This is a genomic window from Bacillus sp. SD088, from assembly GCF_017355205.1.
Lineage (GTDB): Bacteria > Bacillota > Bacilli > Bacillales > Bacillaceae_C > Lederbergia.
This window is the reverse complement of the sequence record NZ_JADIJK010000011.1, coordinates 1-26,793: the sequence shown is the minus strand read 5'-3', so window position 1 is coordinate 26,793 and position 26,793 is coordinate 1. Positions and strand designations below refer to the sequence as shown.

Genomic DNA, 26,793 nt, shown 5'->3' with positions numbered 1-26,793 from the left:
CATTAACGGGCAGTAATACCCCCACCTCAAGTCTTTAGAGAATACGGAGAAGCATAGGTGGGGGATACACTGCCCGTAAAAGCCCGATTGGTTCAACTAACAATCAGTGGGGGATGAAAGAACCCCCACTGATTGAAGGTTCACTTTATGGGACTGTCCCTAAAGTCGAAAATCACCAAAAAGCTCCCTTGCCTCAAGGGTAGCTTCAGCCTCTTCGCTCCGGGGGCTTCAGCTGATGCTATTCCTGCTGGCGTGTCGCTGTTTTTGGCGATTTTCTTAGTGTTTTTTGCAACAAAGGCAATGCTTATTGAGCTGTCTGCCCACCATCAACTGCTAAGTTGATACCAGTAATATATCCAGCTTTATCGGAACATAACCATACAGCAGCATTTGCCTGATCTTCAGGTTTACCAAGACGTCCTAATGGTATTGCAGCTTCTACCTGTTTAGCTTGCTCTGGCACTTCGCTAGACCAGGATTCAACACTTGGTGTTAGTGTCATTCCCGGACAAATTGAGTTTACCCGTATTCCATGTTTTCCATTCTCAAGAGCAGCTGTCTTGGTAAGTCCATTCACAGCCCACTTAGCCGATGAATATGCTGATAAGCCATAAACTCCTGTAAGACCAGCCGTTGAAGCAGTATTCACTATTGCTCCACCGCCAGATTTAATAAGTGCTGGAATCTCATACTTAAGCGAATAAAATAAACCTGTGAGGTCTACTTTCATTGTTTTATCCCAATGTTCATTCTGCGTCTCTGTAATCGGTACAGTTGGTCCACTAACCCCCGCGTTATTGTGAGCCCAGTCCAATCCTCCATATGTTTCAACAGTCTTCGCGACTAGAGATTTGACTTCTTCTTCATTGCCAACATCACATTTAATAAATGTTGCCTCTCCACCAGCCTCTTTAATTAAACGTACTGTCTCTGCCCCCGCACTTTCATTAATATCCGATACAATAACTTTTGCACCTTCAGCAGCAAAAGCCAAAGCACTAGCTCGACCGATACCACTACCGGAAGCCGTTACTATTCCCACCTTGTTTTCCATTAGTTTTTCCATCTGTAGTACCTCCTAAATACACTCTTCTATTTCAAAGAATTAATCATTATATCATCAATTCTATTTTTCACCTTCATTATATATTTTATTACTTGTGTCCTCAACTTTCGCACATTAACTCCAGCAGGCCTCTTCAAAAATTTGAAAATATATCTGGACCAACAGCGTTCGATTACGGAAGAGTTCTGCTTTTACTAATTTTAAATACAGACAACTATGCATGGAGATGTACCAGGAAAGCGCCTTAGAGTTGTTACCCGTATGTATACAAAATTATTATGATTAGCATCTCAGTGTGTGTCGTAAACCGCAACAGATGAATAATATATCCTAAGAGTCCTCATAATAAATTCTGAGGTGAATGGACATGGAGATTTTCAACAAAATAAATAACAGAATATCTGAATGGAACGCGACTCAAACTAAAAAGAAGATAAATACTAACCGCCACAAGGGTACGTGCCCCGACTGTTCTGGCAAAGGTTTTTTCGCTACGGAAGCACTTGTCGACCCGACTTGTCCTAGTTGTAACGGCACCGGATCATTTTTGGACTGGGCTGAGACAACTCTGCAACAGCTTGAGTAGTGTTAATATCCTAATTTATTCGAACCGTTCAGTAGTTACAAAGCCAATAAAGGCAGTGTAACTAAAAGTGGGTGCTTCACGCCGGCTGAAATTTATTTACTCTAATACGCCGAGGCATTTTTTTCATTTCTTTGTTTTAAAAGTATTCTGTCTTAATTTGATTCTTTGGTGAGGGATCATGATTTTTATTTTACCACTTCTAAGTAAACAACTCTTTAGTGATAAACCACATATTATCTGCTCTTTGAACAATTCAAGATAAGACGGTTAGTTGTTCGTTGATTCTTCACTGTACGACCTTGTCCACGCCAGCAAGTTCTAAATTACCGAATGTTTTTTCATTGTTGGATATCACAAATTTGAGATCCATATTTTTAATGGTTGAATGAATCTTATTTGATTTGATGGTCTACACGGTGGGGAGCAATCTTTGTTTTTCTGTTTTCGTTGGTTCACTTTCTTTCAAAATTGGATAAAAAAATAGACACCGCATTTTTGAAGTGTCCATCATCGATATATTCAATTTTATATTTGTCAGCTTAGGACATTCCTAGTTGGTTCATAAAATCAACAACATCAGACGATACCCAATAATCTACAATTTTTCCGTTTCTGATTTGAAAAATGTCAGTTCCCTCAAACGAAATTTCTTTTCCTTTTTCAGCATTTGCACCAGCCATTTGACCGTTGTATTTTCCGTTAAACAACCATCTAGCGGAAACATAATTATCTTCCTCAATCGGTCCAACAACTAAAGACATACGAATATTGTCAAAAAAACTTATACTAGAAATGATTACATCTTTCATAGCTTCTACACCTTGTTTGTTTTTTGAATCTTTGCCATCTGTTCTTGCTTGATGAACTATACAATTTTCATCTACTATTTCATCAAGTACATTTATATCCTCATTCCATGCCTTAACCCAAACTTTATAAATAGACTTACCGTTCATAATAAAATCTCCTTTCTATATTCTCGTTACTCAGTCATATCATAAACGAAGACATGAATATCATTTGAAACAATGCTATCAATGTTGGAAGTATCTTTGCTTCTTCACTTTTTCAAACACATAAGTAGTAAAAGGAGACAGGCTGATTCCAATATTCCACGGAATCAGCCTGTCTAATTCATACGATATCTATTGTTTCATCCACATCGGTTCCAACATATTTCCATCAATATCAGATACTTCCAACCCATACATTTGTTCTTCCGGCATTCCCATGTCAATATGGTAAGCATCGCCGCCATTTTCTTTCGCTAATCGCCCAAATTCTTTCACTGCATCTGCGCTTTCCATACTAAAACAGATTAAGGCAGCATTTTCTTTATGTGTATCGGCAATCTTTTTATCTTTGAGAAACTGTTGATAAAAAGACGGTTCTAACAGCATAATATAAAAATTTTCATCCCAAACCATACAACTTGCATCAACACTAGAAAAATCATCGTTCTTCGTAAAACCTAGTTTTTCATAAAAATCAGTGGCATCAGCAACATTCTTTACTGGAAAGTTAACAAAAATCATTGTACTCATTCAAAAGCCTCCTTTTGATTAGTTTACTATAAACAAATAATAAAAACTTCTTCTCGATTGCTATTTGTCAGGATTTCTGTCTATTTATTATTTTCACTTTTTCTCTATTTTGAAAATGTCCAACAATTTCAGAGATACCTATACATGTCAAGATAATTCCAAAAGCTTGAAATAATATTAACGTACTTTGGAAAGGGTTAAAAACAAGGATAGCTCCTCCTACCATGAGCAGAATACAAAAAGTAGTCCAGCCAGTACTCTTTATATTCAACGCTACAATCAGTTGCATTAATCCATTGATAATAACTGCTAAACCTAGTAAAAATGGCAAAATTGAGAACAGAGTTGGTGCAAAATAAAGGAAGATAGCAGCCAATACAATCAAGATAATACCATTTGCTAAACCTATATTATAAGTACCTGTCTGCTGTTTAAATTTGTAGCTTTGGTATATTTTAATAACACCTAATAAGGTTAAATATCCAGCAATCAAATAACCGATAAAATGAAGAAAGTCATTTGGGTTAATAAAAATAGCTGCTCCAATGAATATAAATATAACAGCTCGGAGAATCGCATGGCGTCGAAAGTTTTCTTTGAAATCCTTGATTTTGCTCATTTAATATTACCTCCCTTTATATCTTTTTTATTATTTTAATGTAAAAATCGTTTTTTTACTATAAAGACACTATCACCATAAATAAGATAATCAGTTGGCATGGTCTCTTCTAGCGGATCATTAGTATTTTCTTCCTTCAAATATTAAATAGAAAGTAAATTTTTATTCACTATTTTACTGAGATCAAAGATGTTAGCAATCGAAAAGAAATCTGGAAGTTCACTATATGCTACATTCAAAAATGACCAAAGATCTAGAAGGAGTGGCTATTGTGAGTAATAGAAGAATACTTGCTTCATTATTGTTTTCTTGAATTTATTTCAATATGTTTCTGTATATTTATTAACTTATCATCTGTTTAGATGAGATAAATCATGTTAAGGTGAATGCTCGGAATCGATAGTGCTGCGGAATCCGTGAAGGCGGAAGTACGCTTATGTAATCAAATTCAGGTCCACTACACATACGTAGGAGAGAGCGTCTCGGAGGATTTTTTCGAAGCCGAAGTTTATCGATTGGTGAGGTTTAGAGTGAGCGTTATAGGCGATTCCTAACAGAAAGTATATCTCGATGGATTTACGTAACGGTGATAGATATTACGAAACGCCAGAGGCTCTACTCAATAGTACTTAATACTATAGGAACTCAAATAATCCATTTTTCCGACGTTTCCTCACGTAAATCACCTCCGACCTGTGCTACGACTAAATAGCGCGCACTGACCAGAAAAAGAGCGCAGTGTTTTTATACACATACGCTCTTTAACGTTGGTATACCGCGATTTTTTAGTATCGGTTCCGGAGCCGAACGTTCCGTCTAAACCCCGATGTAGCAACTTTCTCATAAGCGTCTGTACCAAATTGGTACCAAATAATTTAGCTTCTATGTGATCATAACATTACTCTATATGAGAACTCGGTCAAGGGTACGGCTGCGCCCGCATTAACAAAACCTACCATAAGAAGGAAGAATAAAGTAGGATCAATGATCCACAAGGAAACAGATTAGAAAGGGGGATGCATGGTTCAGAAACAAAGTTCTATACTTCCCTAGTCCTCCTAGCTTTGCAAACTCCCTTTTAACCAAGCACGCGGACGATATGGACCTATCGGGATTTGGATTAAACAGGTTTTACTTTTTAAATCAATCCTATAAAGTTGATCACTGTTGTTTGCGTCAAATCCGAGCAATGGGTGCCCTCCCATCCCTAAAGCACACGAAATCAAAAGTAATCGTTGCACAAGAATACCCGCCTCCATCTGTTGAATACGATATCCCCTATATCCCAACTCCTCTTTGAAATAATCTTTCTCTCCAACAACATGTAAACAAAGTGGAGCTTGATACAGATTCACATTGGGCATGGTTAATCCACCCTGTAATAACTCCCGGTAGTCTCCTTTATCTATAGCTCGAAGGCTGTGAGTGATACTGTCATACGAGTAGGCACCACTCGGAACCCCTTCTATGTTATAAAAGCTGCCATATAAAGACATACGACTCTCAATAGTCCCAGACGATTCGTCAAGATCATTCTGATACGAAAAGGAAAACGTCTCTTTTAACAAAGTAGATAGTTGCGTTTGACTCACCTTTCCGATCATAAAGTCGATATCAGGTGAATGCCTCTCCCTACAAACGGATGCAAGATCATACGAAAAGTCTTCCATAAAAGGAAGCAAGATCATTTCCCTACCTAATAAACGTTTCGCACTATGATTATTTTTTAGCCTCACAAATGACTTTGTTGTTTCAAACATCGATGCTTCATTCATTTTGTTCAACAGCGGGTAAGGGATGACTCTTTTTGAACGATTATAGGAAATATGCTTTAATAATGGCAATTCCTCGCATAATTTAGTAGCTGAAGCAATTTCACTTTTGGTTATTACTTTGTCGGCATAATGGGGAGATTCATCAGTAGATAATGAGATAGCCGCATAAACACTTTCATCCTGCTCAGACAAACCAAGTAAATGATTGATCGCCCGGTCAAGAAATTGATAGCATATTCTTGAAGAAAATCCCATCCGATTGGCCACTTCTAACGATTGCCCAATTAGTACACCTGCATCTAACCCTTGGAGCCTATAAGAAAAATTATTATATTTATAGAAGTTCTTCCAAAAAACCGTCGAAATAAAAATAGTGCAAAAATAATCAGAAGTATCATTGCCATTTTTTAGACTTCTGGCTAAGTAGAAATCGTAATCTCCTTCTCGCACCAATACAAGGCGGTGATGCGCCACATCATAATGGTAAATGCCCTGTGGAGCTTCTTCAAAATTTAAGTATACATATATTTCATTAGGATAAAGTGCCCCTCCTGAAGGAACAAACCGGCGCGTCGATTGGATAAAGCTTACATCTTTTTCATTCAATCCATCGTTTAATGCGGATTGAGAATATTGAGTAAGTCCATAAACATACCATAAGAAATGGCCAAGCTCTACCAAGCTCGGCTTTCGATGTGCTTCTCTTTTATCAAGTATTAAAGGGACATCCCCGGTAAGCGGAACTACTGGTAAGTCGCGATACAGTTTATAGGGGAGCGGTGCATCTTCCCAATCAACTTGCCAATCCGACGGAGTAACCCTTTCCGTGTTAAAATGTAGATCGTACAGAAATGTTTCTAGATCCATCCTAAGCCTCCTATTCTACCATTATGGGAACGGATGGGGATTTGCGTTTAGCTGATCATATGTTAATGGTCCCTTCGTAAATCCAAGTTCCATCGGTACCGTAAGTACCCTCTTTAGCCCTTTCACCCGAGTAAGATGATGGCCGAATGTCATTGGTAACATTCCGGGAATCAATACTTTCACACAGAATAACTCGTTCCGGCTGGTGACAGGTGTTGTCTGATCAACTACAATGACTTCAAGGTTTAGCTGCTGGAATTTCTGGAGAATATTTTGTAGATCATCCTTCAAATCATTATTTGCTTGTGGCTGCTTAAACTCCTCAGCAAACGTACGTAATGGGCGATTGTCATTTAATAAGAAATTCAATCTTTCCTCTGCTTCTGGCAGACCGTAAAGGATGCCATGGTCTTCCATTGTACGAACGGTAAACGGATCTCGTAGCATGCCTTCATACTTTTGGCGGTTTTCCTCTAGTTTTTCATCTTGCCTAGCCATCGTTCCCGCAAGCTCATAGATTGTGCTTTTCACAGCACTAATAGGATCAGGGTTAGCTGCGGCTGCGCAAATGAGGTTTAAACCCTTTGACCCTCTATTTTTTGCCACCCCAAAAACGCTCGGAATCCCATGTTCCATCGTTGAATTATAAAAATAAAGGTCATATCCTGTCACTTCATATAACCGGTCGACCATCTGCTGTAGTTCTTTGTCATGAGCGGATCGAAGATTAAGACGCGGAAGAGGAAGCTGGGCATACCAGGTCAACAAGAATGAGTCCCTTTCAACAACCTCCATAATCCCATGGAAAATAGCTTCTTCTATACTTCCTCCCAGGGCACATCCATTTGAAGTTTCATAAACAAATCCCTCTCCATGGCCCAAGCTATAATAAGCAAGTAGCTCGGGAACTAAAATAGGACGTTCAGATAAAAACGAGTAGCCCCAGACCCAATTCATTATCCGATCAGGATGAAACGGCTTAAACGGAAAATGAGTTTTTTCATATTGCTCCTTTTCATGTAAACCTACTCGTATAGGATTTAGTGCGTGCTTCTCCAATTGACGATAACTATTACGAACCACCGTCCGCTTTCCGCGAGGCCTGATTCCGCAATATCTCTCCAAGCCTTCCAAAATGGCAGTTTGTTCACTCATCTCATAGGAATTAGACCTTCCTGCCACTCCTTCATCCGCTCCAAACAACGGCATGTTAACTACTACATCCGCAAAAGGCAATGTGAAATCATGTACTTTTCCATTCATAATACCAGTACGTTCATCGAGATAATCTTCAGCTAACACTGCTTTTAATTCAGCGATCGAACGGCAGCGGTAATCATCCTCGTTTATTTTTAGACAAGTTCTCAACTTGATTTGGGCTCTTTCAGCTGTATCATCAGGTATTTGACTACATATTTGACACGATGGATCAGGGAGGAAATGGTGAATGGAGTTCGTTAATGTTTTCAGATTCGTAATGAAAATCCTCTCTTCCAAGTTACTTGGTATTCCTTGCAGAATCTTCTGAACTTCATTGCATATTAAACTTGCCATATGCAATAATCCCGTTCGTGATACCCAAGCCTCTTGCCATGGGCTTGCTTGTGCCGCCATTCTCATCTGAAGCTTCCACATCTCTTGACTATCAGCTCCAGCTATTATGCGCCGCATGTCCGCACAGTGAAAACATCCCGGTATATCAGGGCGTTTAAGCGGACCAATGATTCCCTCACCGAACGAAGCAAAGCCCCGAATCCATGGGATACGTAGAGATTCGAGTCTTTTTTCTGCTCGGCGATGAACTGATGGATGCCAGGCATCATGCAAGACAAGGGCTAGTTTTGTATCTTCAGGGACATCTCCAGCAATGCTTTGGCGCTTGACGCTGAAGATTTCTGACAATTGATCGTAGACAAAGTCAGCCAATAACCCCTGCCCGATAATTTGAATATGAGTAGCCATTAAGACTCACCCTCTCGTATCTGCACACCAAACACCCCGGCCATTTCCTGTTTCATAAAAGGTTCGAATGTAAAGTCATAAACGAATAACCGTTTGCTGTTTTGTTTTAAAGTCTGAATAGCGGATTGCAATAGCTGTAATTGTGTCACTTCATCACAAGAAGGGATTTCAAGTTTGGTTTCCGTTTTATTAATAAAAACTACTGGGTCGATTTCTTTCCTCATTTTTGAGTTTCCCTGGTCTTGAGTATCCAATAGTGCTTGTTTCAATGCATTGCGCATACCTAATGTAGTATTTAAACCTACACTAGAATACCAGCGTCCATTTGATCTTACTCCCATCACGGGAAAGCCTAACAGATATTCCTGCAAACCGATTGTCGGTGAATCGTTTAAGCTAGTTAGGGCATTAAAATAATATTTGCATTGCCTATCTTTAATGAATTCCAACGGCATATAAATCGTATTTAGCTGATCACTCTTTCTCTTTGCCAATTCTTCATTCAAATAAACTTGCACCCCTCGGCAAACAGCCTCCTCAATTGTTTCCCCTGCACCGATGCCGGTAAATCCCTTTGTTATATTCGGACTAACCTGATTATTCCCGTCTTTGAACTCCAAGGAATTGACTATTTGTGTAACATACATTTCAATGCCAGTCAGCCCCGCTTCCCTTTTTGCATCTTCATGTGTTATACCTGCACAGACAACTTTTGGTAATAGCTCTGCCGGTCCCTCAGCTATCGGATTAGCCACCTGAACATAGCATTGTGCGAGTGGAAGTTGTGACAAGTTTCGTTCCGCCCACGTATGGAAAATCCCCGTCTTTTCGGAAGTTAATTGACTGAAATATTCTAAAAGATCATTCGGCTGTTGATGTCTGACCGTTTCCTGTTGAATCCTTTCATCAAGATCTTCAACAAATTGGGGAGTAAAACTTCTTGAAGTAGCTAGCGGATGTGTGATAAATGCTAACCATTCTCCTTCTAGGGTTTCAAGATCAAGACGATAAATTTGGCTGCTTTGATTGGAATCAGCAATTCCGGTAACATTCTTAAACATTTCAAATACAGCAACATTTGCCAAAATGGCTCCCGTTGTTGATGAAAATGGCTTAGACTTCTGTTCTGTGTGCAATGCAGATCGATGGAACCTGCGCCACGCGGACTCCCAACACCCCTCCGATTCCGGATGACATAACGGACCGGAGAGCCCTACTTTTTGGAAGCATATGGCAGGAATAAACGACTTACCCTCCTTTTTACAAACGAAGTTAAGTTTCCTTAATTCATTTACATCTCCGGACTGTGAAACGTATAAAATACAATCATAGGGTTGCACTACCTCTTTCCAAAATTCTTCACCTGTCCCTTTTTGAAAGGGTACCTCCACTATCTCAGCATCGGGCTCGACCGTTCTAACATGTTGAACCAATTCATCTAACCGTTGCCTGCTTGTATGGACTGGATCCATAATCATGACATTTACTTTAGGCAACCCTGACTCAATTAATGCTGAAACTAATGAAACTAGAAAGGGACCAGAGCCAGCAGCAAGAACTTTAGATTGACGGTATTGTTGAAAACGGTACGCTCCGGATTCCACAAAACTCTCTATAAATTCCACTTGTGAAGCATATGTTTCAAGGATGGAACGATCTAATTGATGAGGGATATCCTTGCTAGCATCCCGAACAAAACCATTCTTGTACAACGTTTCTCCAATTTCGTAAACCCTGTCGCGATACGGCGGCGTTAGCCCCTTTGTTAAATCTTCTAATGTTTTCTCGCCATCAAACATCGGTATCAATTTTTCAATCCATTGATAAATCGTATCCCCTTCCATGCGGAAAGAACTTAAATTATTTCGGAAATATACACCACCCTTTGACTCTGGGAGAAAAAATGTATCCCTCTTCACCTTTAGACGAGTGGATGAATTAAGCTTTAACATTTATTCCCTCCTTATTCCTAATTGTGACGAATCCCTCATCATCATTTTATGTACCCGTGGCTGTCCACTATGATAAAGAATAAAAGCGAAATTGTTCATTTAGTGACCTACGATATTGACTTATGTAGTAGGAGGTGCGAAGTTTGCTGCTGAGCTAGATAAAGGTAAAAGGAAATTCCCTACACTAACACTATGCTAATGCAGGGTTGATTTCTTTTTATAAAACTAGCATTTCATGATTTGACCTAAATGAAAAACCCAAAACAACCAAAACAGCCAAAGCAACCGCCACAGCGAACACCGCCACAACGAAAACCACCACAGCGATAACATCCGCCGCAACCGCCACAACGACCACAAAGTCTACTGTCAGCCTGAACTGGATATTGATTCATATGATCCATAGGAACTAATTCACCAACATGATAATTATCCATCCCTAATGTTTGCAAATCGTTTTGATAATACTGCATTTGTACCTCCCCTTTACATTTAATAACTTTGGTAAACTGGCAACAAGTAAGCCGATTGCTGGCTTCTTGCATATGAATATTTCTACTCTCTTCAACACAATATGATACTTTTAGGTGGTTGTTACTGATGTAAAAGCCTATTTCCATGGTGTTTAATTCATAATGAAAAAAACAGTGACTTCTCGATAAAGTGAAACTTCAATCAGTGGGGTTTTCCTTTATCCCCCACCTACAATTCTCGGTTTTTCCACGAATTCTTGAAGCGGGGTCTTACAGCCAGTTAATGCGGGATAAAGTTTTATTGAATAATCATCATTTGACTAAGCATCCTTTAAACATTTCAAGACCCCAAACCAGATGGTTCAAGAGCCTTGAAATGGTGAAATATAAAAGCTTCGAGAACTATGATTTCACGCCTTGCGTCTGTATGACCGCACTCCTTAAAAGATTCGGTTAACGACTTGTTTTTTCATTATTCATGAATCTCCAATGGAAGTAACTCTACTGCTATAATTGCATTTTGGGGATTACCTGTTACTTTGGAAAAAGGAGATAACAGATCATATTTATAAAATGTATCCTGAATAACAACTCCCCGTGTAAACATGAAATTCGCTGTTTTTACCAATCATAATAGAGATTCTGGTTTTCGTAAAAATATATCGCGATAATTTTTCAAAAGGTCAAGTTTATAGTACAAACCTCCCCTTTTGAAAAAACTTGCTATTAGAAATTGACTACTATAAAATAAAAAGACAAATTAAGATGAGGGTGTATTCCATGAATCTTTTTAAATTACGTTTGTATATTGAGGTTTTAGCAATATCCGCGGGGATCGTACTTTTAGTGTGCATACTTCCCATTCAGGTTTTTGCAGAAGGAAAGATAAGACCCTAACCATCGTATGTGGTTCAATCCTTTGGTTTACCATTATCTCCCGAAATGAAACATTTCATTTTCTCATAAATAAATGGTTCAAACGCTGATTTTGAAACTTACTGACTGTAAACATTTTACGTTTGTCTTGCCTCACCACATCCGGATACTTAAACCCTTGGCCTTTTAGATTATTTTCTAAATAACGCATAGTAAGTGGATAAGGTCTGCCACATATCCGGCTAGTTTTCCTAAGCAATAAGTTAGAATTGTGCCCCCATCCCCCTTCAGCAAGGACTTCTAAATTTGTAGAATCTAATTTATGTTGCATTCACGACGATAAGTCTCCTTCATCCAGCATCTTCCTTTTTCGTTAAAATCAAGTACTTCATCAATACTTTTTACATAACAACATTTGACCGCAAATCATATATTACACTACATATTTTGCGTTTTACTACAAACCATAAGATTATATAAACCTTAAAATACAAGGGGGTATTTTAGTCAATGAAACATCTGTGGATGTTGGTGTGTCTATTTCTTTGCTTCAGTCCTCTTTCTCTAAAAGGTAAGATATCAGCAAACCTTACTTTTATGCTAGACAACGCACAAGCCGTTTCAAACATAGATCCTCCATCTGATTTATCAAAACTGAAAAACAAATATAAAAGCACCTTTTTAATGAAGGGACCCGAGTCAAAACGGGAAGTCGCCTTAACTTTTGATGATGCCCCAGATGAAACTTTCACACCTATCATATTAGATATTTTAAAACAAAAGGACGTTAAAGCCACCTTTTTTCTTGTAGGGTATCGCATTGAAAAATATCCCGATGTGGTAAAGCGGATTGTGCGAGAAGGGCATGCAATAGGGAATCATTCATATAATCACCCAGATTTTTTAACCCTTAGTAATACAGATTTTCGGAATCAGATAGGTAGAACCGATGAATTAATCGAATCATATACCGGCTTTAAACCAACAATTGTTAGACCGCCATACGGAAATATCAATGATAAACAGTTGGAATGGCTCGCTTCACATAAAAGAGTAGTTGTGAACTGGAATGTGGACTCTTTAGACTGGAAGGGATTGGATGCAGAACAGGTAACAAACAATATCCTTTTAAATGTGACGCCGGGATCCATCATTTTACAACATTCTGGTACCGGTGATGGTGGGGATTTATCGGGCACAATTCACGCATTGCCAACAATTATTGATAAGCTCAAAAAAGATGATTATAAATTGGTCACAGTTCAGGAAATGTTAGAAGTTTCCTCCAAGCAGTAATGAATATGTTTTTGGGCAATAAGACAAACTCTACTAGCTATACGTGTGCAAATCTGCGGAAAGCACTCCTAAAGCCTTAAAGGTGGGATTTCTCATTCGGAAAGGTTCGGAGTTCCTTCTATATGAAATGGAAAATGTTGAAGAAATATTAAATAGAGTCGTTTTGCACAGTATGGCTAGCACGGTGATTATTTCTATCATGGTCTTTATCTTTGTGGGAACATTGGATGCATTAATGTTATTCCTAATTTAGTTACTAGAGGACCTTATACAATCAACGCCACCGGCACGGCTTACATCAATCGCCTTATCGGAATAAGCCCGCCCTCAAACAAGTACATCGTTTCAGATGCCTTGATCATTCCTTTCTTTGTACAGCCCAATTATCAATTTTGCCTCTAAGCCAACATGACAGGAAGCAGTCATTCTCTTGTATACATAACCTCTGCACTCTTCTACCAACGCCTAGTAACTACAAGCCGTCCAAAAGAAATTCTGGACTATATTGAAAGTACAAGAGGAATAATTGTTTCGTAAGCGCAGCCGGATACTGAATTCAACAAATAGGAAATATACAGCTCTTATATTGAATGTGGAAAATGTCCAAAACCCCTTATGCTTACTAGGTTTTTGGCCATTTTTGTGTTGTAATAGAACCATCATAAGACTATTGCTATAGCTAAATAATGTTATGAAAAGTATTTATCTAATTCTACTGTATGCACCCATTTATCATCCTTGTAGACACGCATACAACCTGATGAAATTTCATCTATCAGCGCCACTTTACCATTGATTCTACCAAATTCTAATTTTATATCATACAGGGTCAATCCTTTGGCAATTAAATCGTCACGGACTAAGGTAGTTATCTGTTTGGTAAGGGTTCGCACATCTTCGTATTCAGATTTACTCATAATACCTAACATATCAAGAGTATCTGAAGTAACCATAGGGTCTCCGCCCGCGTCATCTTTAAGACTAGCTTCAATTAAGAAATCTAAGTTTTTTCCTTCTGCACAATAATCACCATATCGACGTATGAAGCTACCTGTGGCCTTGAGCCTACAGATAAATAAATTCAATTTTTCCCTCTTCACTAACAGTTTTACCTTTGTTTCTGGCTCAAGGGGCTCCCTAAATGTTGCTTCTTGTATAACTTCCACTTGTTCTCCAGTTTGCAGTTTCACGGTATAATGAACGTTAATCCCAAAAAATACACTTTGTTGAATGACTCCGGCCATCCCCTCTTGTGTCTGGCTGATTGTAAATTCTTCCGGTCGAATCGAAACTTTCACTTTATCTCTTTTTTGTGATGGTAGATGAGACATGTCTAGCTGATAGCCTTCATCCATCATTAGTACTTGCTTAGCCTCTGCTTGTGTTAAAGTACGCTCCAGAATATTAGTACGCCCAATAAAACTAGCGACAAATATATTGGATGGCCTTTGATAGATTTCTCTCGGTGTACCGACTTGTTGGATAACACCTGTATTCATAACCGCAATTCGATCAGAAACCGCCATTGCTTCTTCCTGATCATGCGTGACATAAACAGTTGTAATACCTACTTTTGATTGAATTTCCTTAATGGCCTCTCGCATATCGATGCGTAGCTTGGCATCTAGGTTAGAAAGAGGTTCATCCATTAACAATACACTTGGCTCTATCACAATAGCACGTGCCAATGCAATCCTTTGCTGCTGCCCGCCAGATAAATTTTCCGGCATACTATTTTTAAATTGGCTTATTTGTACTACATTTAGAATGTGATCGACTCGCCGTTCAATTTCATCTTTTGAAATTTTTCTATTCTTTAATCCAAAAGCTACATTATTTTTCACATTTAAATTTGGAAAGATAGCATAATTTTGAAACACCATGCCAATATTTCTATGTTGAGGTGTGATTTGATTCATTACTTTTTCATCAAATGATATTTCGCCACCTTCAATGCTATTAAAACCTGCTACCATCCTTAGTAAGGTTGTTTTTCCACAGCCGGAAGGCCCCAAAAGGGTGAAAAACTCACCCTTCTTAATATCAAGCGACAGCCCGGAAATAACGGTTTTATCATTATATTTCTTGATTATGTCATTGAAATGAATAGTTACACTCACAGTTATTCTCCTTTTTGAACATCTTCTTTTAGTTTAATTTATAAAGATACAACTATTCTTGAGCCTCCATAAATACATCCTTATATGTTTCTACAATTTCATCCTTATGCTCTCTTACATATTCTTCATCTTCCTCAATCGTATAGATATCAGCAATATCTACCATACTTTCTCCTAGCTCAACGTTCTCTCGAAGTGGACGATTTGTTAATTCTGTACCAAATGCCTCCTGAGATTGTTCTGAAATAACAAAATCAACGAATTCTTTTGCATTATCTAAATTTTTAGCATCTTTTATTATATTTACTGTCGCATCTAAAAAGACTGTACCTTCTTTTGGATATACCACTTCAACTGGCGCCCCATCTCTTACATAAGCTAAAGCAGGATCTTCATAGGTTAAGCCAACTACATATTCTCCATCGGCCACACTCCTGTGAACAGCACCTGATCCACTTGCAACTCTGCCATCCAGGTTTTCGACTAGCTGGCTGACGTAATCCCAACCTTCGTCTGAAGTATAGTCACCACCCATGGCAAGCAGCATATTTGTTAATTGCGCAAAGGATGAGCTGGAAGCAGCTGGATCCGCTGCAGCTATTTTACCTTTTAATTCTGGATTAAGAAGGTCTTCATATCCATCTACTTTGATATCGCCTATTAAATCAGTATTTACAAGTAAAACGCTGCCATTTGTAATATATGGCGTGTATAAATTTTCATAGTTTTTATGCTGTTCTAACATGGCTTCATCATTTGGAGAAACATACTCTTGAATTAAATCAGGGTGTTCTCCTTTTCTAATAGTTCCAAAAAGAATATCTCCATATGGATTCTCTGATTCTGTCTCCACTCGCTTAATTAATTCACCTGCACCTGCTGAGACAAGTTCTACTTCAATACCTGTCTCCTGTTCAAACATTGGAATAATGGTATTTATAATATCTTCACTATTTGGGGAATAAATAACTAACTTATTATCATCCTCTTCTCCAGAACTGCAAGCACCTAACACAATAAGTAATATTACTCCTAAATACGCAATCTTTCTCAACTATATAACCTCCTTAATTTTCAATTGCTTTCAGTATATATAGTTGTGACAACGGTTTCAATGCCAATATTTGACGACATTGTCCAAAATTCGACACGCACTCCTTTTAGCTAGATCATCTAATCCGAAATGATTCCTGTCCCATTAAACCCTTTTTTTCCAATTAAGCTTTTTTTGGGCTTTTGTGTATTTTCATGCACCAAAGTAAAGATAATAACAATAAAAATATAGAGCGGCTCCTTCTAGCTCTGTTTTTCTTTTTAACCTTTTGCTTTATTTGAAAAATGTAGTAAAAGAATATCCATGGATTATTAAAATCACCTGAAAAGAGTTTAGTTCCACGCTAAATAAACTTTCCTTGGAAGGAAAAAATCAAATTCACTCTCAAAAACAACTAATATGGGAAAAAGTTTATAAGTCCATTGCAGATGATTTTATCGTTAGTAAATCTGTTTTCCAAGGGCTTGTTTTGATACTATTGCTTTCCATAGCTGATGGCAATGAAATTATCAGCTTTGATGAATCCTATAGAGAACTAGCTTCAATGATTACGAATAGATGTATTAGATAGCATTGAGGGAGGAATAACCATATGAATAAATTACTGCGTATTATGTTTATCGTTTTAATTGTTGCCATGACTGGAGCCGCCATAATGCAATTGTTTTTTCCAAAAATGATGGGTTCTAAATCTGAATATGGTATCGCACCGGGGTGGCAAAGAGAAATTGGGTTTTGGAACTTAGCAATCCTGCCCATTCTAATAGGAGTAAATTTGAAATACGACTATTATTTTTTGAGGATTGTCGTAATATCACTGATAGTTGGAGGATTGGGTTTTGGCACCAATCATTTTCTAGGATTTATTGAAGATGGAATTAAAACTATCAGTTTGATTGGGGCTGTAGAAAACTATCTATTGGTGTTATTTTGGATAATAGGTTTAAAGATAGAAAGTTCTAAAAACAGGCTAGATAAGAAGGCTTTTCAATAGATTCTTTAATTTAAATTATATGTAAACCCCAATGTTAAAAAAATTGAGGAAGAGAAAGTAGGTTTTTAATGAGTTACCACTCATATTATATATAAAAAGGATGCATAAGTTATTGATATGCTCCTTTTTTTATTATTCCTCCTTAGATAAATATTTTGCAAGAATGTCCACACTAGCTTCAATGATATTATCTTTATCCAGATTATCATTTTCTTTATAAAGAATCCTGTCAATTACTGTAGAAATGAAGTCAACTATAATCGCAGACGTTGCTTCTATATCATAAACATTGCTCCCAGATCGAGCGATAAAACTCATCGTCATTGTACGTATTCGTTCTATTTGCGTGTCCATGATACGTGCTACTTGTGGTTTGGAGTAATACATTATATTCATTTCTCTATTCAACGTCTTCACAGATTCATGTATATCAAGTAACTTGACCATAAGATTTCTTAACCATTGTCTAATATCACTGGCATATAGTTCATAGCTTAAATCCTCGTCTTTTTCATGAAAAAAAGAAAGGAATTTCTTATGATAGCTGTCCAATATACTAAGAAATATCTCATCTTTATCATTGAAATATGAATATAAGCTCCCGATTGATACGCCAGCCACTTTTGCTATTTCATTGGTCGTTGTCTCGTAATATCCCTTTTCACTAAATAATTTTAAACCAGCATTTAATATTTTATCACGATTTTGTCTGCTTCTGTCCTGTTTAGGAATTCGACGCTTCGATACATTTGAATTGCTTCCCAATTTATAATCATTCCTTTCCATTATAACATGTATTCTAAAGCTACTCTATTGGATTGTCAATATAAAAAGCGAGTATTTACTCATATTTTATTGACATCAAAAATAAAGCAAAGTATACTTTAAAATACGAGTAATTACTCACATTACATTATAAAAATTATGAGGTGAGCTTGTGAATAAGCTTGAAACTATGCCAGTACCGAAACTAATTAGAAATTTCTCCACACCAGCCATTCTTGCCTTAGTAGTAAATTCAATCAATATGGCAATTGACCGTATCTTCATAGCTATGGGCATCGATACACTAGCTATCTCGGCTGTAACAGTGGCTTTTGGCTTGTATCTTATTATGCAATCGTTGGCTCAATTAATTGGGTCTGGGGCAGGTGCAAATTTATCGATTGTTCTGGGAAAAAACGATAATGAACGTGCTAAAAAAATTGTAGGTACATCTTTCATTTTATCATTGACGCTCTCTTTATTAATTGCTGTGTTGGGGATCATATTCCTTAAACCTGTCCTTTACTTATATGGTGCCAATAGTGGGAATATTAATTATGCAGTAGAGTATTCAACCTATTTTCTAGTCGGTTCTGTATTCTTTGTTATTTCACAATCCATGAATAGTATCATTCGCAGCATGGGTTTTGCCAAAAGAGCATTCATTAATTTTATTGTCGGTATATTTGTTAATATCATTCTTGTTCCTATTTTCATCTTTGTTTTAGGGCTGGGCGTTGGTGGTGCTGCTCTTGGAACAGTCATTGCAAACCTTGTTAGTGCCTCATTGTCCTTGCAATTCTTATTTAAGAACAAGACTGGTATTATGCTACATCACACATACATGCGTTTTTATCTCGATGAAATAAAGCAAATTCTATCTATTGGATTTTCTGGCTTTATTGGACAAATATCTTTAAGCTTAGTTTCTTTAATTTTCAATAGAGTATCGTACGAATATGGAGGTAACACAGGGCTTGCCGCTTATGGTGTGATATATACCATCGCTATGCTCGTATATATGCCAATCATAGGACTCGGGCAAGGGATTCAACCTATTATCGGATACAGCTATGGTCATGCGGCAATAGAACGAGTAAAGGAAACGATGAAATATGCCATAAAGTACGTGCTGTTTTTTTGTATCTTCATGTTCCTGTTAATTGAGGTTTTTAGTAGTTATATTGTTTCAGCATTTGGTGGAAACACCGATACTGAACTCTTGAATACCGCGACGTTGGGCATGCGTATATTTTGCTGTATGGTACCAATTGTTGGTATTCAAATGATTGGTGCCAATTTCTTTCAGTATATAGGCGACGCACGGAAAGCTATTTTCTTAAGCTCCTTAAGACAGCTCATTCTGTTGATTCCTCTTGTGTATATTTTGCCAAACTTCTTTGGTTTACTGGGAGTGTGGTTTGCTACTCCTATTGCTGACCTAATATCATTTATAGTAGTCGTATTGTATTTATGGGTTCAATATAAAAAGTTCAAGCTTGAGGTAGGTTTGAAAATGGAGAACTAAACATTTTAATATGCACAGTAGATGAAAAAATAATCCCTACCATTATTTTTTATTGGGAAGGAGAGAACATAACGATACTCGATTTTCATGTATTTAAAGAAAATGAATTCACTTTGCCAATACTATTGTATTCATGTTTATTTTATTTCTTTCAAACCTAACTATCTTGCCAATTTATATGCAAACAATGAGAGATTTTTCTCCTTTTACTTCCGGCCTGGAACAGGTACCACAATCCCAGCATGCATAAAGAAAGTATCTAAAGGACCGTTTCATGTCTCATCATGGAAATGCAAATCACTGTGTGGACTTATCACTATAAATATTTGATATCTTCGACAAAAGACGTTTCAAATGAAGCGTCTTTTTTTATGGGAAAATTTGAATGTACACCTCTTTCAGAAGTGAAACCGATTATGTGAGATAATGGCAGAATTTGAAGAAACATTACTTTAAGTTTTTTGTCCGAACTTCAAAATTATTGGCTTAAAACAGTATTGAAGAAGCAACATGTAAAACACCTTTATCTCTTATAAATCAGTTAAAGACATTCTTCCTGATTTAAACTTCCTTATATTAACTTCGATTGAAAGAGAATTTTCATTCAATTTTATTTTCCCATTCTCCTCTAATTTTTTCCATTCTTTATTATGATAGCGATAAACGTATTCAGACAATCGATAAATATCCGTATTGTATTCTAATCCTGCTCTATATGTTCTCATAACTTCTTGTTTAATTGTATTTTTTACCCCATTTTCTAAATCAGCTAATTTTGCTCCGGAAGGAATAATATTACCAACCGCTATCACCGATAAGTTAACATTAAATGTTATGTCATTAGCTTTTAGGATAGGTGTAACTTTTACATTTACATCATGGATAAAAATAGAAGCATGCGAATCCTTTTTGTTCTTATCCAAAAGGAAGGAGACTTCACTTTTTTTAAAATTATTATTTATCCATTGAAGACCCGCTATTTCATCATTTATTAATGTTTCTTTATAGGTTGTTAAACTTAGTAAACTTCCTCCAATTATACTGGGCTTTGGTGTTTCTCCCTCTCTATTATCCCAATCTTCAGAAATGCTAACAAATGGAATGACGATTTCATGATTGGGTTCATTAAATCCAATAATCAGTTCTCTTATGTTGATGGGATGAATAAAAGAATTTTGGTCATAGGAGTTTAAAGGATCATCCAGTTTAGATATCGTTATCGGCGTATTATTGATCGGTACAGTTAACAATAGATCTTTCATATCATCTTTTGTACTATAAACCCAAATTCGATATCTTGTTTCAGCATAACGAATAAAACTTTCAATTACAGTATTTACTCTTTGTTCTTTTAATGCTTCTTCTGAGAAAATAAGATAGGTTAAATGCCCCCAGAACAACTCCTCGTCTATCGATTTGTATAAATCAAATATCGCCTGTTCCATCGTTGCTCCAGTGCCACTACCAATTTCCACTTGTAATTCCTCTGGTGTAATCGGATTGTCTGTCTTAGCTACACTTGATAAATTAATTATTTGTAAATATACCTTATATTGATTATCTACAAAATCAATTCCCATTGCATGAGCATACAGCATTCGCTCAGCTTCTTGATTATCCCAGCATCCAGAAAGAATTAGAGCCATTAGTATCATTAGGAGCGTATTTTTGATTATCTTCATTTTTCATCCTCGTTTAATCTTGTATCATCTGTTGTCTTTAATTCACCTGGCCGATATTTATAATTTTTCTGTGATTGACGTAAAAATGTTTGTTTTATTGTAGACCATTTTAAATGATCTGTTACACTTAAATATGGAACACCAAAAATCCGGATATTAGCTAAATATAAAAGGACAACGTATAAAGATACAAAAAAACCAAATAAGCCCAATAAAGCAGTAACCATAATGGAGAAAATACGAACCATACTAACAGCAGAAACAAATGATTGATTCACTAAAGTAAATGTTGATATAACCGATACTGCAATAATGACAACCATTGCTGGACTTGTTATTCCTGCGCGAATTGCCGCATCACCGATGATTAACCCTCCAACAACACTTAGTGTACCTCCAATTGCATCTGGCAATCGTAGTCCCGCTTCGCGAAATAATTCAAACATAATAAGCATAATAAGCATTTCAAAGGCTGCGGGAAACGGCAGTCCTGTACTCGATTGAACAACTGTGGCCAATAATTGTAATGGTAATTGGTTTTGATGAAAAGTTGTTAAAGCCAACCAAAAAGCTGGAAGCAATGTACCTACCAAAATTCCGAATACACGTAACAATCTTTCAAATGAGCTAAAGACGACTGGATATTCATTGTCTTCTGAAGTCTTGAATAGTAAAAACAGATTGACTGGTGTTATTATTCCATACGCCACCCCATCAACAAGAATAAACACCCGCCCCCTTATTAAAGTTTCCACTGCAAAGTCTGGCCTTCCTGTATAGTCATATCTAGGAAAAAGTTTGGAATTTTTATCAATAAACTCCATTAAGATATCTCCATTGAAAAGTACGTCTATATTTGAATCAATCTTTTCGATTTTATTTTTGATCCCATTAATAATATCCTTGTTTACAATATCATCGAAATAAAGAATCGCAACTGCTGTTTTTGTCCTTTTTCCTATTTCAAACTTTTCTACAAATAAAGAATTTGTTGGCAACCGTTTTCTGACCAATGCAATATTAACAGATATATCCTCAATAAAATTATCTCTTGGACCTTTGACAGGTACTTCTGTTTTTGTTTCTTCTGGATTACGGTTAGGTTTGTCTGCAATATCACTAGAGTAAATCAGGTTGACATCCTCAAAATGAAGAATGACATGTCCCGTATAAGCATGTGTTGTAATATCATCTTGCTTTTCTAATTTCTGAAGATTTGGAAGGTGCAACTGGTTTTCTATAGATTCTTTTATTGATTTTTCATCTATATTTAATAAATATAACTTTACTCTCTCCACAATGACATCGTGCAACATTTGTTTGTTAATCATTGCATCACATGTAATAAAATAGACACTATACGTATTAAATGTATATTTTTGAAAGTGTACATCAGATGATTTTTCAAATAACTGTTTTAATTGTTTTATATTCGTTATTTGTTCATTATTAGTATTTATATTATTTTCTTCCTGCTTTGAACTCATGTTTCAGTCCTCCTATTTCTCGTCGTAATAAAAGCAACTAAAGCATAAAATAAAGAGACGATCAGTAATATAACAAAAGTAAGAGGTAAAAAATAATGCTCTTGCAATTTAATAAATGTATGATCTTCTATGTTCAATAAAAGCAAACATATTATTAGAAAAACTGGGGTCATGAGAAACCATATTTTTTTTTGTTTTTTATGAAAATTAGACAAATGAATTACGAAATAAAGTAGTAATCCTACTCGAATAAATGCCCCTGTAAGCCATTGGTATATAGATAAAAAATCAAGATGTTCAATAAAACGGCCAATGCTAACAATCCCCCATTCTTCATAAGCGGGATATAGTTGCTTTACCGCTTCATCAGGGCCAAACTCTGTAATTGCCCCTACTAATGGACCTAATGTTAGTCCCATTATTATTCCTATGATAATGAGATAGTGAATAAATCGAATTCGTCCTTTTATTTTGTGTTGTAAAAAAAGGAAAAATACGACTTCAATCATTCCTGAAGCTGGATAAACCATACCTTTTAAAACAGGTTGAAAGCCGTTTTCAAGTATAGGTAATATTAAGGTGTAATCTTTCACTTGAATATTAACCATTGCTACAAAAAAACCAAAAACAACAACTCCAAATAAAACAAGAGCATTCAAAATTAAAATCGTTCGTAAACTTGACAATGCAAGCATGATACATAATACCATATAGATAATTAATAATGACCAAATAGGGGTTTCAATTAAAAAAGTTGCATTAATCCACTGCAATGTTTCTCGCATCGTAAAAGCTGCCAATAACATTAAAAACAGAGCAATAATTATGTGAAAAATGGTAGACCAAACTTTACCTAATTTTTCATCTAACCATTGTTTGATCTCCTTTTGTTCTGTTTTTTTATGTGTATATAAAAGTAAAAATACACAAATTAATATGAGAAGTGTAGCGAATAAAACGGATATCCATCCATCTCTACCGGCTCGTGATAAGAGTGATGGCAATATCGTTACATGATTTTTCAAACCAATAAACGTCATGGATAATAAAATAACATGGATAACTGAAATAGCTCCATACTTCATATAAATGTTCCTTTAACTTCTTTTTCTATTATTCTGTTCATTTTCAGAATAATTTATTCAAAGAAAAAATCTAACCTAGGGAACCGATGCTCTGCATTTTATGGTAAAAAAATTTTACTTTAAAAGAAGTTATTGACTTTACACATTTGACTGTTGCTGCGCAATCAACTGAAGAAGTTTCGTACGAGAGGAACAGGCAATATACAAAACGGGCTTTTGATTCTGGCATTTGGTTATAATCTCTTTTGTCGAGGTTTTGGAAGGGGAACTACGCGACATTCTAAAAGATATGTGACGTTTGAGAAATTCGCCGATGAATCTCCGATTGAACCAGTTGTGCCATCTTTTTGATCCACCCCTGACATAAACTTGACCCACTTAAGACATGACTGACCCACCCTTCTATATAATAAAGAAGCACATCCGTGCAAATTCATTATATAGGAGTTTTAATACTAAGGCTTCACGCAAAATTGAACTATACGGAAAAACTAAATGCAATCCAGCAGCTGGTATAGCTATCCCTTGTAAAAATATATATGGTAAATAAGATTCTTCAGGGTATCTTAGTAACATTAGTAGTAATGTAAGCAAGTATCCTGCAAATGGAATGATATAGATTCCTTTTAACAAACGGATGTCAAGTTGAAAATGATGTTTTAACTCATTCATTCAATCAATATAAGTGGAACTACTTTACCGATCGGTTCGTTTGATAAGAATCTTACTAATATATGTGATCCGTTATCATCCAATTGAATGACTTCATCTAGTTGTTCTGGTAATATTTCTAATTGATAAACTTGCTGATTTGCCTTTTTTTAAGCTGTTGCGGATCTCCCTCGAATAAAACGTTGCCATCCTTAAAGATGCCGATACGATTGCATAGAAAATCAATATCTTCTACTAAGTGCGAAGTCTATCTTTGAATAAATTAATCAATGTAGACTCTTAAAATAATATTTGAGAAATAATTTTTCTATAAAGCTCGAACTCCCTGTATTCCTTTCAATTATTGAATAGCCCTCTTCCTCTGAGGTTGGCAGAAACAGGCTCCTTCCCTATTTCACGTGCCCATATAGATAACTGACCAATATGATGGATTTCGTGGACAATGACATGACGTATGATCTCTCCGTGTGTACATTCAATAACTCGACGTCTGATCGGTGTATCTCTATGGCTAATCGGTTCTTCATTGAAATCACTTTCTGAAAGTTTCCGAGAATCCATTTCATTTGTCCAAGATTTTACAAATGGCTCCACTTTCTTATGGTATTGAGCTGAAAGATTTTTCACTTTTTGTAAGCTAGCATAATCCTTAAATAATGGCTCTTCTGGCACTGGTTCACCACTCAAACCCATGATCCACATATATTCTACATCTACAATATGAAACAGCGTATGCAGGATACTTCCGAACCCACCGACTCGATTCTTTAATAATTCTTTCTCTGGTATGTCTTCGCACCATGTAAACCAACCATCACGAACTTGCCAGTTGTATTGAAATAATTTCAACATCGCTACTACCTCCAATTGTTCAGTATATAAACCCATTTTAACCTTCTGTCAGAAAGCTTGGGCAGTGTTCTTAAATAAGAAGACTCGTTTTTTTAAAAGTTGATTAAAGAAAATCCAATCTTTCACAAACTTTTCATTTAATTACCCTTATAGGAGTTTCCGTATCTAGCAAGAACATGCCATAATAGCTTTAATTCTCTACATTTACGTATTTAGATTCTCATCAAGGTCCAAAAGAAAAGGGTACTTATCAAGAGTTTGCTCTGATTTTAGCTGCATTGTTAAAAGAAGCATATACTAGAGAATCCGCAATTGGCGAAATGGAGATGACACCAACAAAATTAGTAAACCATTTATTAGTGAATCTCAAGAAAAGCATGTTCGAAAAAAAGAGCCAAATCGGAATCTTAATCATTACATTGAAGCCCGGGTTCATAGGGATATTTCCCTGAAAGAAGACGTGGAAGTACTTGTCGCAGACCCCTCTTTTTAAAAAATGTTTATAGGCCCAATTTTAGAAAGGTTATGTCTTAAATATTCAATTTTTTAAAAAATTATTATTCGTCCAGATGTTATAATCGTACAGCTGTAAAACATAGTGTTTCATTTAAAATTCCTCCTTATTATTTATCTTTTTTAGTTATGATTTCCATTTGAAAATTATCTTATTTGCTAAAAAATCTATTCAACCGATTTTTTATCTATATTTTGAGTTATACATGATAATCCTAATTCCTTTTTAAAGAGAGTATTAATGTTGAAAATATTTTCTTCATTTGCCTGTTTATATGCTCACTCATAACTGTAAGTAAGGAACGTATTTATTTTGGATAGCTAATTAAAAAAAGGAATGCCCACAATGTCAAGTTCTCAACATTAGAATTAAGATATTGAGTTTATCATTATTATTAAAGCGTTCTATATGGAATAGAAAAAGATTATTTCTCTGATTTTGGCCAATCCCAGTTAAGTTGGAGAAAAAGACCTAAACGGTCGCTGATTGCCCGAATTTCTGTAATCTTCTCGTTTTTAACCGTAAACACGAAAATGGCTTCGTTTTCAAAACTCAAGTTAGTAGGGTTTGGCATCCGTGGATGAGTGCCACTATGGATCCCGTTTTGTGTAATCCTTGCAACTACTCGATCATCTTCAGCGATTAGCTCATCAATATAAATAGAATATGGGCTGAATGCCGTCAATTGTTGGCGTAATCCTTCAAAGGCAGCACCCGGTTTATCATCTTCTCCATAAATGATTTTGTTATAGTCGATAACATCGCTTGCCATGAATTCTGTTAGTTGATCAATACGACGTTCATTAATTGCCTTTACCATGCCCTCCACAATCTTTTTGTTACTATGCGTTTCATTATCCAACTTTCTAACCTCCCTATTGTAATAAAATAAATAATTAATTTATGGCTGCAAGTATTCTGATACCATAATGATGTTCAAATGGATCTCAGAAGTGTGATATTAATAAAGATAGCAATTTCATATGCGATTATACCAATTCCTTTCTCATCTTCTTTCAATTAT

At 36.3% G+C, this 26,793-nt stretch carries 20 protein-coding genes and 1 pseudogene; 4 read left to right on the top strand and 17 right to left on the bottom strand.

Annotation, left to right across the window (positions count from 1 at the left end; genetic code table 11):
- Nucleotides 1-304: 304 nt before the first annotated feature.
- The 9 genes from IPU53_RS11115 to IPU53_RS11070 all read right to left on the bottom strand — a co-directional run bounded on the left by IPU53_RS11115 (nucleotide 305) and on the right by IPU53_RS11070 (nucleotide 12,051).
- Nucleotides 305-1,066 (bottom strand): glucose 1-dehydrogenase, encoded by a 762-nt coding sequence (locus IPU53_RS11115; RefSeq protein WP_207450715.1) that lies wholly within the window; start codon nucleotides 1,064-1,066, stop codon nucleotides 305-307.
- 1,125 nt (nucleotides 1,067-2,191) lie between these two features.
- Nucleotides 2,192-2,608, bottom strand: coding sequence for an ester cyclase (locus IPU53_RS11105; protein ID WP_207450714.1), 417 nt, complete (start codon nucleotides 2,606-2,608; stop codon nucleotides 2,192-2,194).
- Between the two features lie 189 nt (nucleotides 2,609-2,797).
- Nucleotides 2,798-3,196, bottom strand: coding sequence for a glyoxalase (locus IPU53_RS11100; protein ID WP_207450713.1), 399 nt, complete (start codon nucleotides 3,194-3,196; stop codon nucleotides 2,798-2,800).
- 67 nt (nucleotides 3,197-3,263) lie between these two features.
- Entirely contained in the window at nucleotides 3,264-3,815 is a 552-nt protein-coding gene (locus IPU53_RS11095; RefSeq protein WP_207450712.1) for an HdeD family acid-resistance protein, read from the bottom strand.
- Between the two features lie 1,058 nt (nucleotides 3,816-4,873).
- On the bottom strand, nucleotides 4,874-6,457 hold the full coding sequence (locus IPU53_RS11090) for a SagB family peptide dehydrogenase (protein WP_207450711.1): 1,584 nt from the start codon (nucleotides 6,455-6,457) through the stop codon (nucleotides 4,874-4,876).
- 21 nt (nucleotides 6,458-6,478) lie between these two features.
- Nucleotides 6,479-8,419 (bottom strand): TOMM precursor leader peptide-binding protein, encoded by a 1,941-nt coding sequence (locus IPU53_RS11085; RefSeq protein ID WP_207450710.1) that lies wholly within the window; start codon nucleotides 8,417-8,419, stop codon nucleotides 6,479-6,481.
- A complete protein-coding gene (locus IPU53_RS11080) occupies nucleotides 8,419-10,371 on the bottom strand; it encodes a putative thiazole-containing bacteriocin maturation protein (protein ID WP_207450708.1) in 1,953 nt (650 codons plus the stop codon). The genes IPU53_RS11085 and IPU53_RS11080 overlap by 1 nt, the downstream gene beginning before the upstream one ends.
- A 245-nt stretch (nucleotides 10,372-10,616) precedes the next feature.
- Nucleotides 10,617-10,844 carry a heterocycloanthracin/sonorensin family bacteriocin gene (locus IPU53_RS11075; protein WP_207450706.1) on the bottom strand — a complete coding sequence of 76 codons (228 nt, stop codon included), beginning with the start codon at nucleotides 10,842-10,844 and terminating at the stop codon, nucleotides 10,617-10,619.
- A 952-nt stretch (nucleotides 10,845-11,796) separates the two neighbouring features.
- A complete protein-coding gene (locus IPU53_RS11070) occupies nucleotides 11,797-12,051 on the bottom strand; it encodes a hypothetical protein (RefSeq protein WP_207450704.1) in 255 nt (84 codons plus the stop codon).
- A gap of 179 nt (nucleotides 12,052-12,230) precedes the next feature.
- Here IPU53_RS11070 and IPU53_RS11065 point away from each other — a divergent pair, with 179 nt between their 5' ends.
- Entirely contained in the window at nucleotides 12,231-13,016 is a 786-nt protein-coding gene (locus tag IPU53_RS11065) for a polysaccharide deacetylase family protein (RefSeq protein ID WP_242698237.1), read from the top strand.
- A 689-nt stretch (nucleotides 13,017-13,705) separates the two neighbouring features.
- Here the strand turns inward: IPU53_RS11065 and IPU53_RS11060 are convergent.
- Together IPU53_RS11060 and IPU53_RS11055 are read right to left on the bottom strand one after the other, a co-directional pair.
- Entirely contained in the window at nucleotides 13,706-15,136 is a 1,431-nt protein-coding gene (locus IPU53_RS11060; RefSeq protein ID WP_207450702.1) for a phosphoribosylaminoimidazolesuccinocarboxamide synthase, read from the bottom strand.
- Nucleotides 15,137-15,188: 52 nt separating this feature from the next.
- Entirely contained in the window at nucleotides 15,189-16,190 is a 1,002-nt protein-coding gene (locus IPU53_RS11055; protein ID WP_207450694.1) for an extracellular solute-binding protein, read from the bottom strand.
- Nucleotides 16,191-16,782: 592 nt separating this feature from the next.
- On the opposite strand from IPU53_RS11055, the gene IPU53_RS11050 reads away from it, so the two are divergent.
- Complete coding sequence (locus tag IPU53_RS11050; protein WP_242698236.1) at nucleotides 16,783-17,184, top strand: hypothetical protein; 402 nt, start codon at nucleotides 16,783-16,785, stop codon at nucleotides 17,182-17,184.
- A 132-nt stretch (nucleotides 17,185-17,316) separates the two neighbouring features.
- Here the strand turns inward: IPU53_RS11050 and IPU53_RS11045 are convergent, their stop codons facing one another.
- On the bottom strand, nucleotides 17,317-17,970 hold the full coding sequence (locus IPU53_RS11045; protein WP_207450692.1) for a TetR/AcrR family transcriptional regulator: 654 nt from the start codon (nucleotides 17,968-17,970) through the stop codon (nucleotides 17,317-17,319).
- 151 nt (nucleotides 17,971-18,121) lie between these two features.
- On the opposite strand from IPU53_RS11045, the gene IPU53_RS11040 reads away from it, so the two are divergent.
- Nucleotides 18,122-19,477 (top strand): MATE family efflux transporter, encoded by a 1,356-nt coding sequence (locus tag IPU53_RS11040; RefSeq protein WP_207450690.1) that lies wholly within the window; start codon nucleotides 18,122-18,124, stop codon nucleotides 19,475-19,477.
- A 530-nt stretch (nucleotides 19,478-20,007) separates the two neighbouring features.
- Here the strand turns inward: IPU53_RS11040 and IPU53_RS11035 are convergent.
- From IPU53_RS11035 to IPU53_RS11020, 4 genes are all read right to left on the bottom strand, one after another.
- Nucleotides 20,008-21,159, bottom strand: a complete 1,152-nt coding sequence (locus tag IPU53_RS11035; RefSeq protein ID WP_207450688.1) for a Ger(x)C family spore germination protein — start codon at nucleotides 21,157-21,159, stop codon at nucleotides 20,008-20,010.
- Entirely contained in the window at nucleotides 21,156-22,646 is a 1,491-nt protein-coding gene (locus IPU53_RS11030) for a spore germination protein (protein ID WP_207450687.1), read from the bottom strand. Before IPU53_RS11030 ends, IPU53_RS11035 begins: the two co-directional genes overlap by 4 nt.
- A complete protein-coding gene (locus tag IPU53_RS11025; protein WP_207450686.1) occupies nucleotides 22,643-23,731 on the bottom strand; it encodes a GerAB/ArcD/ProY family transporter in 1,089 nt (362 codons plus the stop codon). The genes IPU53_RS11030 and IPU53_RS11025 overlap by 4 nt, the downstream gene beginning before the upstream one ends.
- A gap of 1,008 nt (nucleotides 23,732-24,739) precedes the next feature.
- Nucleotides 24,740-25,255 (bottom strand): DinB family protein, encoded by a 516-nt coding sequence (locus IPU53_RS11020; RefSeq protein WP_207450919.1) that lies wholly within the window; start codon nucleotides 25,253-25,255, stop codon nucleotides 24,740-24,742.
- Between the two features lie 197 nt (nucleotides 25,256-25,452).
- On the opposite strand from IPU53_RS11020, the pseudogene IPU53_RS11015 reads away from it, so the two are divergent.
- Nucleotides 25,453-25,745: pseudogene (locus tag IPU53_RS11015) on the top strand (DUF3626 domain-containing protein); the annotation flags it as partial.
- Between the two features lie 448 nt (nucleotides 25,746-26,193).
- Here IPU53_RS11015 and IPU53_RS11010 read toward each other — a convergent pair.
- Nucleotides 26,194-26,631, bottom strand: a complete 438-nt coding sequence (locus tag IPU53_RS11010) for an ester cyclase (RefSeq protein WP_207450685.1) — start codon at nucleotides 26,629-26,631, stop codon at nucleotides 26,194-26,196.
- Nucleotides 26,632-26,793 lie beyond the last annotated feature (162 nt).

Coding starts and splice junctions, on each gene's coding strand:
- IPU53_RS11105 (WP_207450714.1), bottom strand. CDS start 2,608: ATGAACGGTAAGTCTATTTATAAAGTTTGGGTTAAGGCATGGAATGAG.
- IPU53_RS11115 (WP_207450715.1), bottom strand. CDS start 1,066: ATGGAAAAACTAATGGAAAACAAGGTGGGAATAGTAACGGCTTCCGGT.
- IPU53_RS11025 (WP_207450686.1), bottom strand. CDS start 23,731: ATGAAGTATGGAGCTATTTCAGTTATCCATGTTATTTTATTATCCATG.
- IPU53_RS11080 (WP_207450708.1), bottom strand. CDS start 10,371: ATGTTAAAGCTTAATTCATCCACTCGTCTAAAGGTGAAGAGGGATACA.
- IPU53_RS11045 (WP_207450692.1), bottom strand. CDS start 17,970: ATGGAAAGGAATGATTATAAATTGGGAAGCAATTCAAATGTATCGAAG.
- IPU53_RS11035 (WP_207450688.1), bottom strand. CDS start 21,159: ATGAAGATAATCAAAAATACGCTCCTAATGATACTAATGGCTCTAATT.
- IPU53_RS11090 (WP_207450711.1), bottom strand. CDS start 6,457: ATGGATCTAGAAACATTTCTGTACGATCTACATTTTAACACGGAAAGG.
- IPU53_RS11050 (WP_242698236.1), top strand. CDS start 16,783: ATGAATAAATTACTGCGTATTATGTTTATCGTTTTAATTGTTGCCATG.
- IPU53_RS11095 (WP_207450712.1), bottom strand. CDS start 3,815: ATGAGCAAAATCAAGGATTTCAAAGAAAACTTTCGACGCCATGCGATT.
- IPU53_RS11075 (WP_207450706.1), bottom strand. CDS start 10,844: ATGCAGTATTATCAAAACGATTTGCAAACATTAGGGATGGATAATTAT.
- IPU53_RS11020 (WP_207450919.1), bottom strand. CDS start 25,255: ATGTTGAAATTATTTCAATACAACTGGCAAGTTCGTGATGGTTGGTTT.
- IPU53_RS11100 (WP_207450713.1), bottom strand. CDS start 3,196: ATGAGTACAATGATTTTTGTTAACTTTCCAGTAAAGAATGTTGCTGAT.
- IPU53_RS11070 (WP_207450704.1), bottom strand. CDS start 12,051: ATGCAACATAAATTAGATTCTACAAATTTAGAAGTCCTTGCTGAAGGG.
- IPU53_RS11085 (WP_207450710.1), bottom strand. CDS start 8,419: ATGGCTACTCATATTCAAATTATCGGGCAGGGGTTATTGGCTGACTTT.
- IPU53_RS11065 (WP_242698237.1), top strand. CDS start 12,231: ATGAAACATCTGTGGATGTTGGTGTGTCTATTTCTTTGCTTCAGTCCT.
- IPU53_RS11030 (WP_207450687.1), bottom strand. CDS start 22,646: ATGAGTTCAAAGCAGGAAGAAAATAATATAAATACTAATAATGAACAA.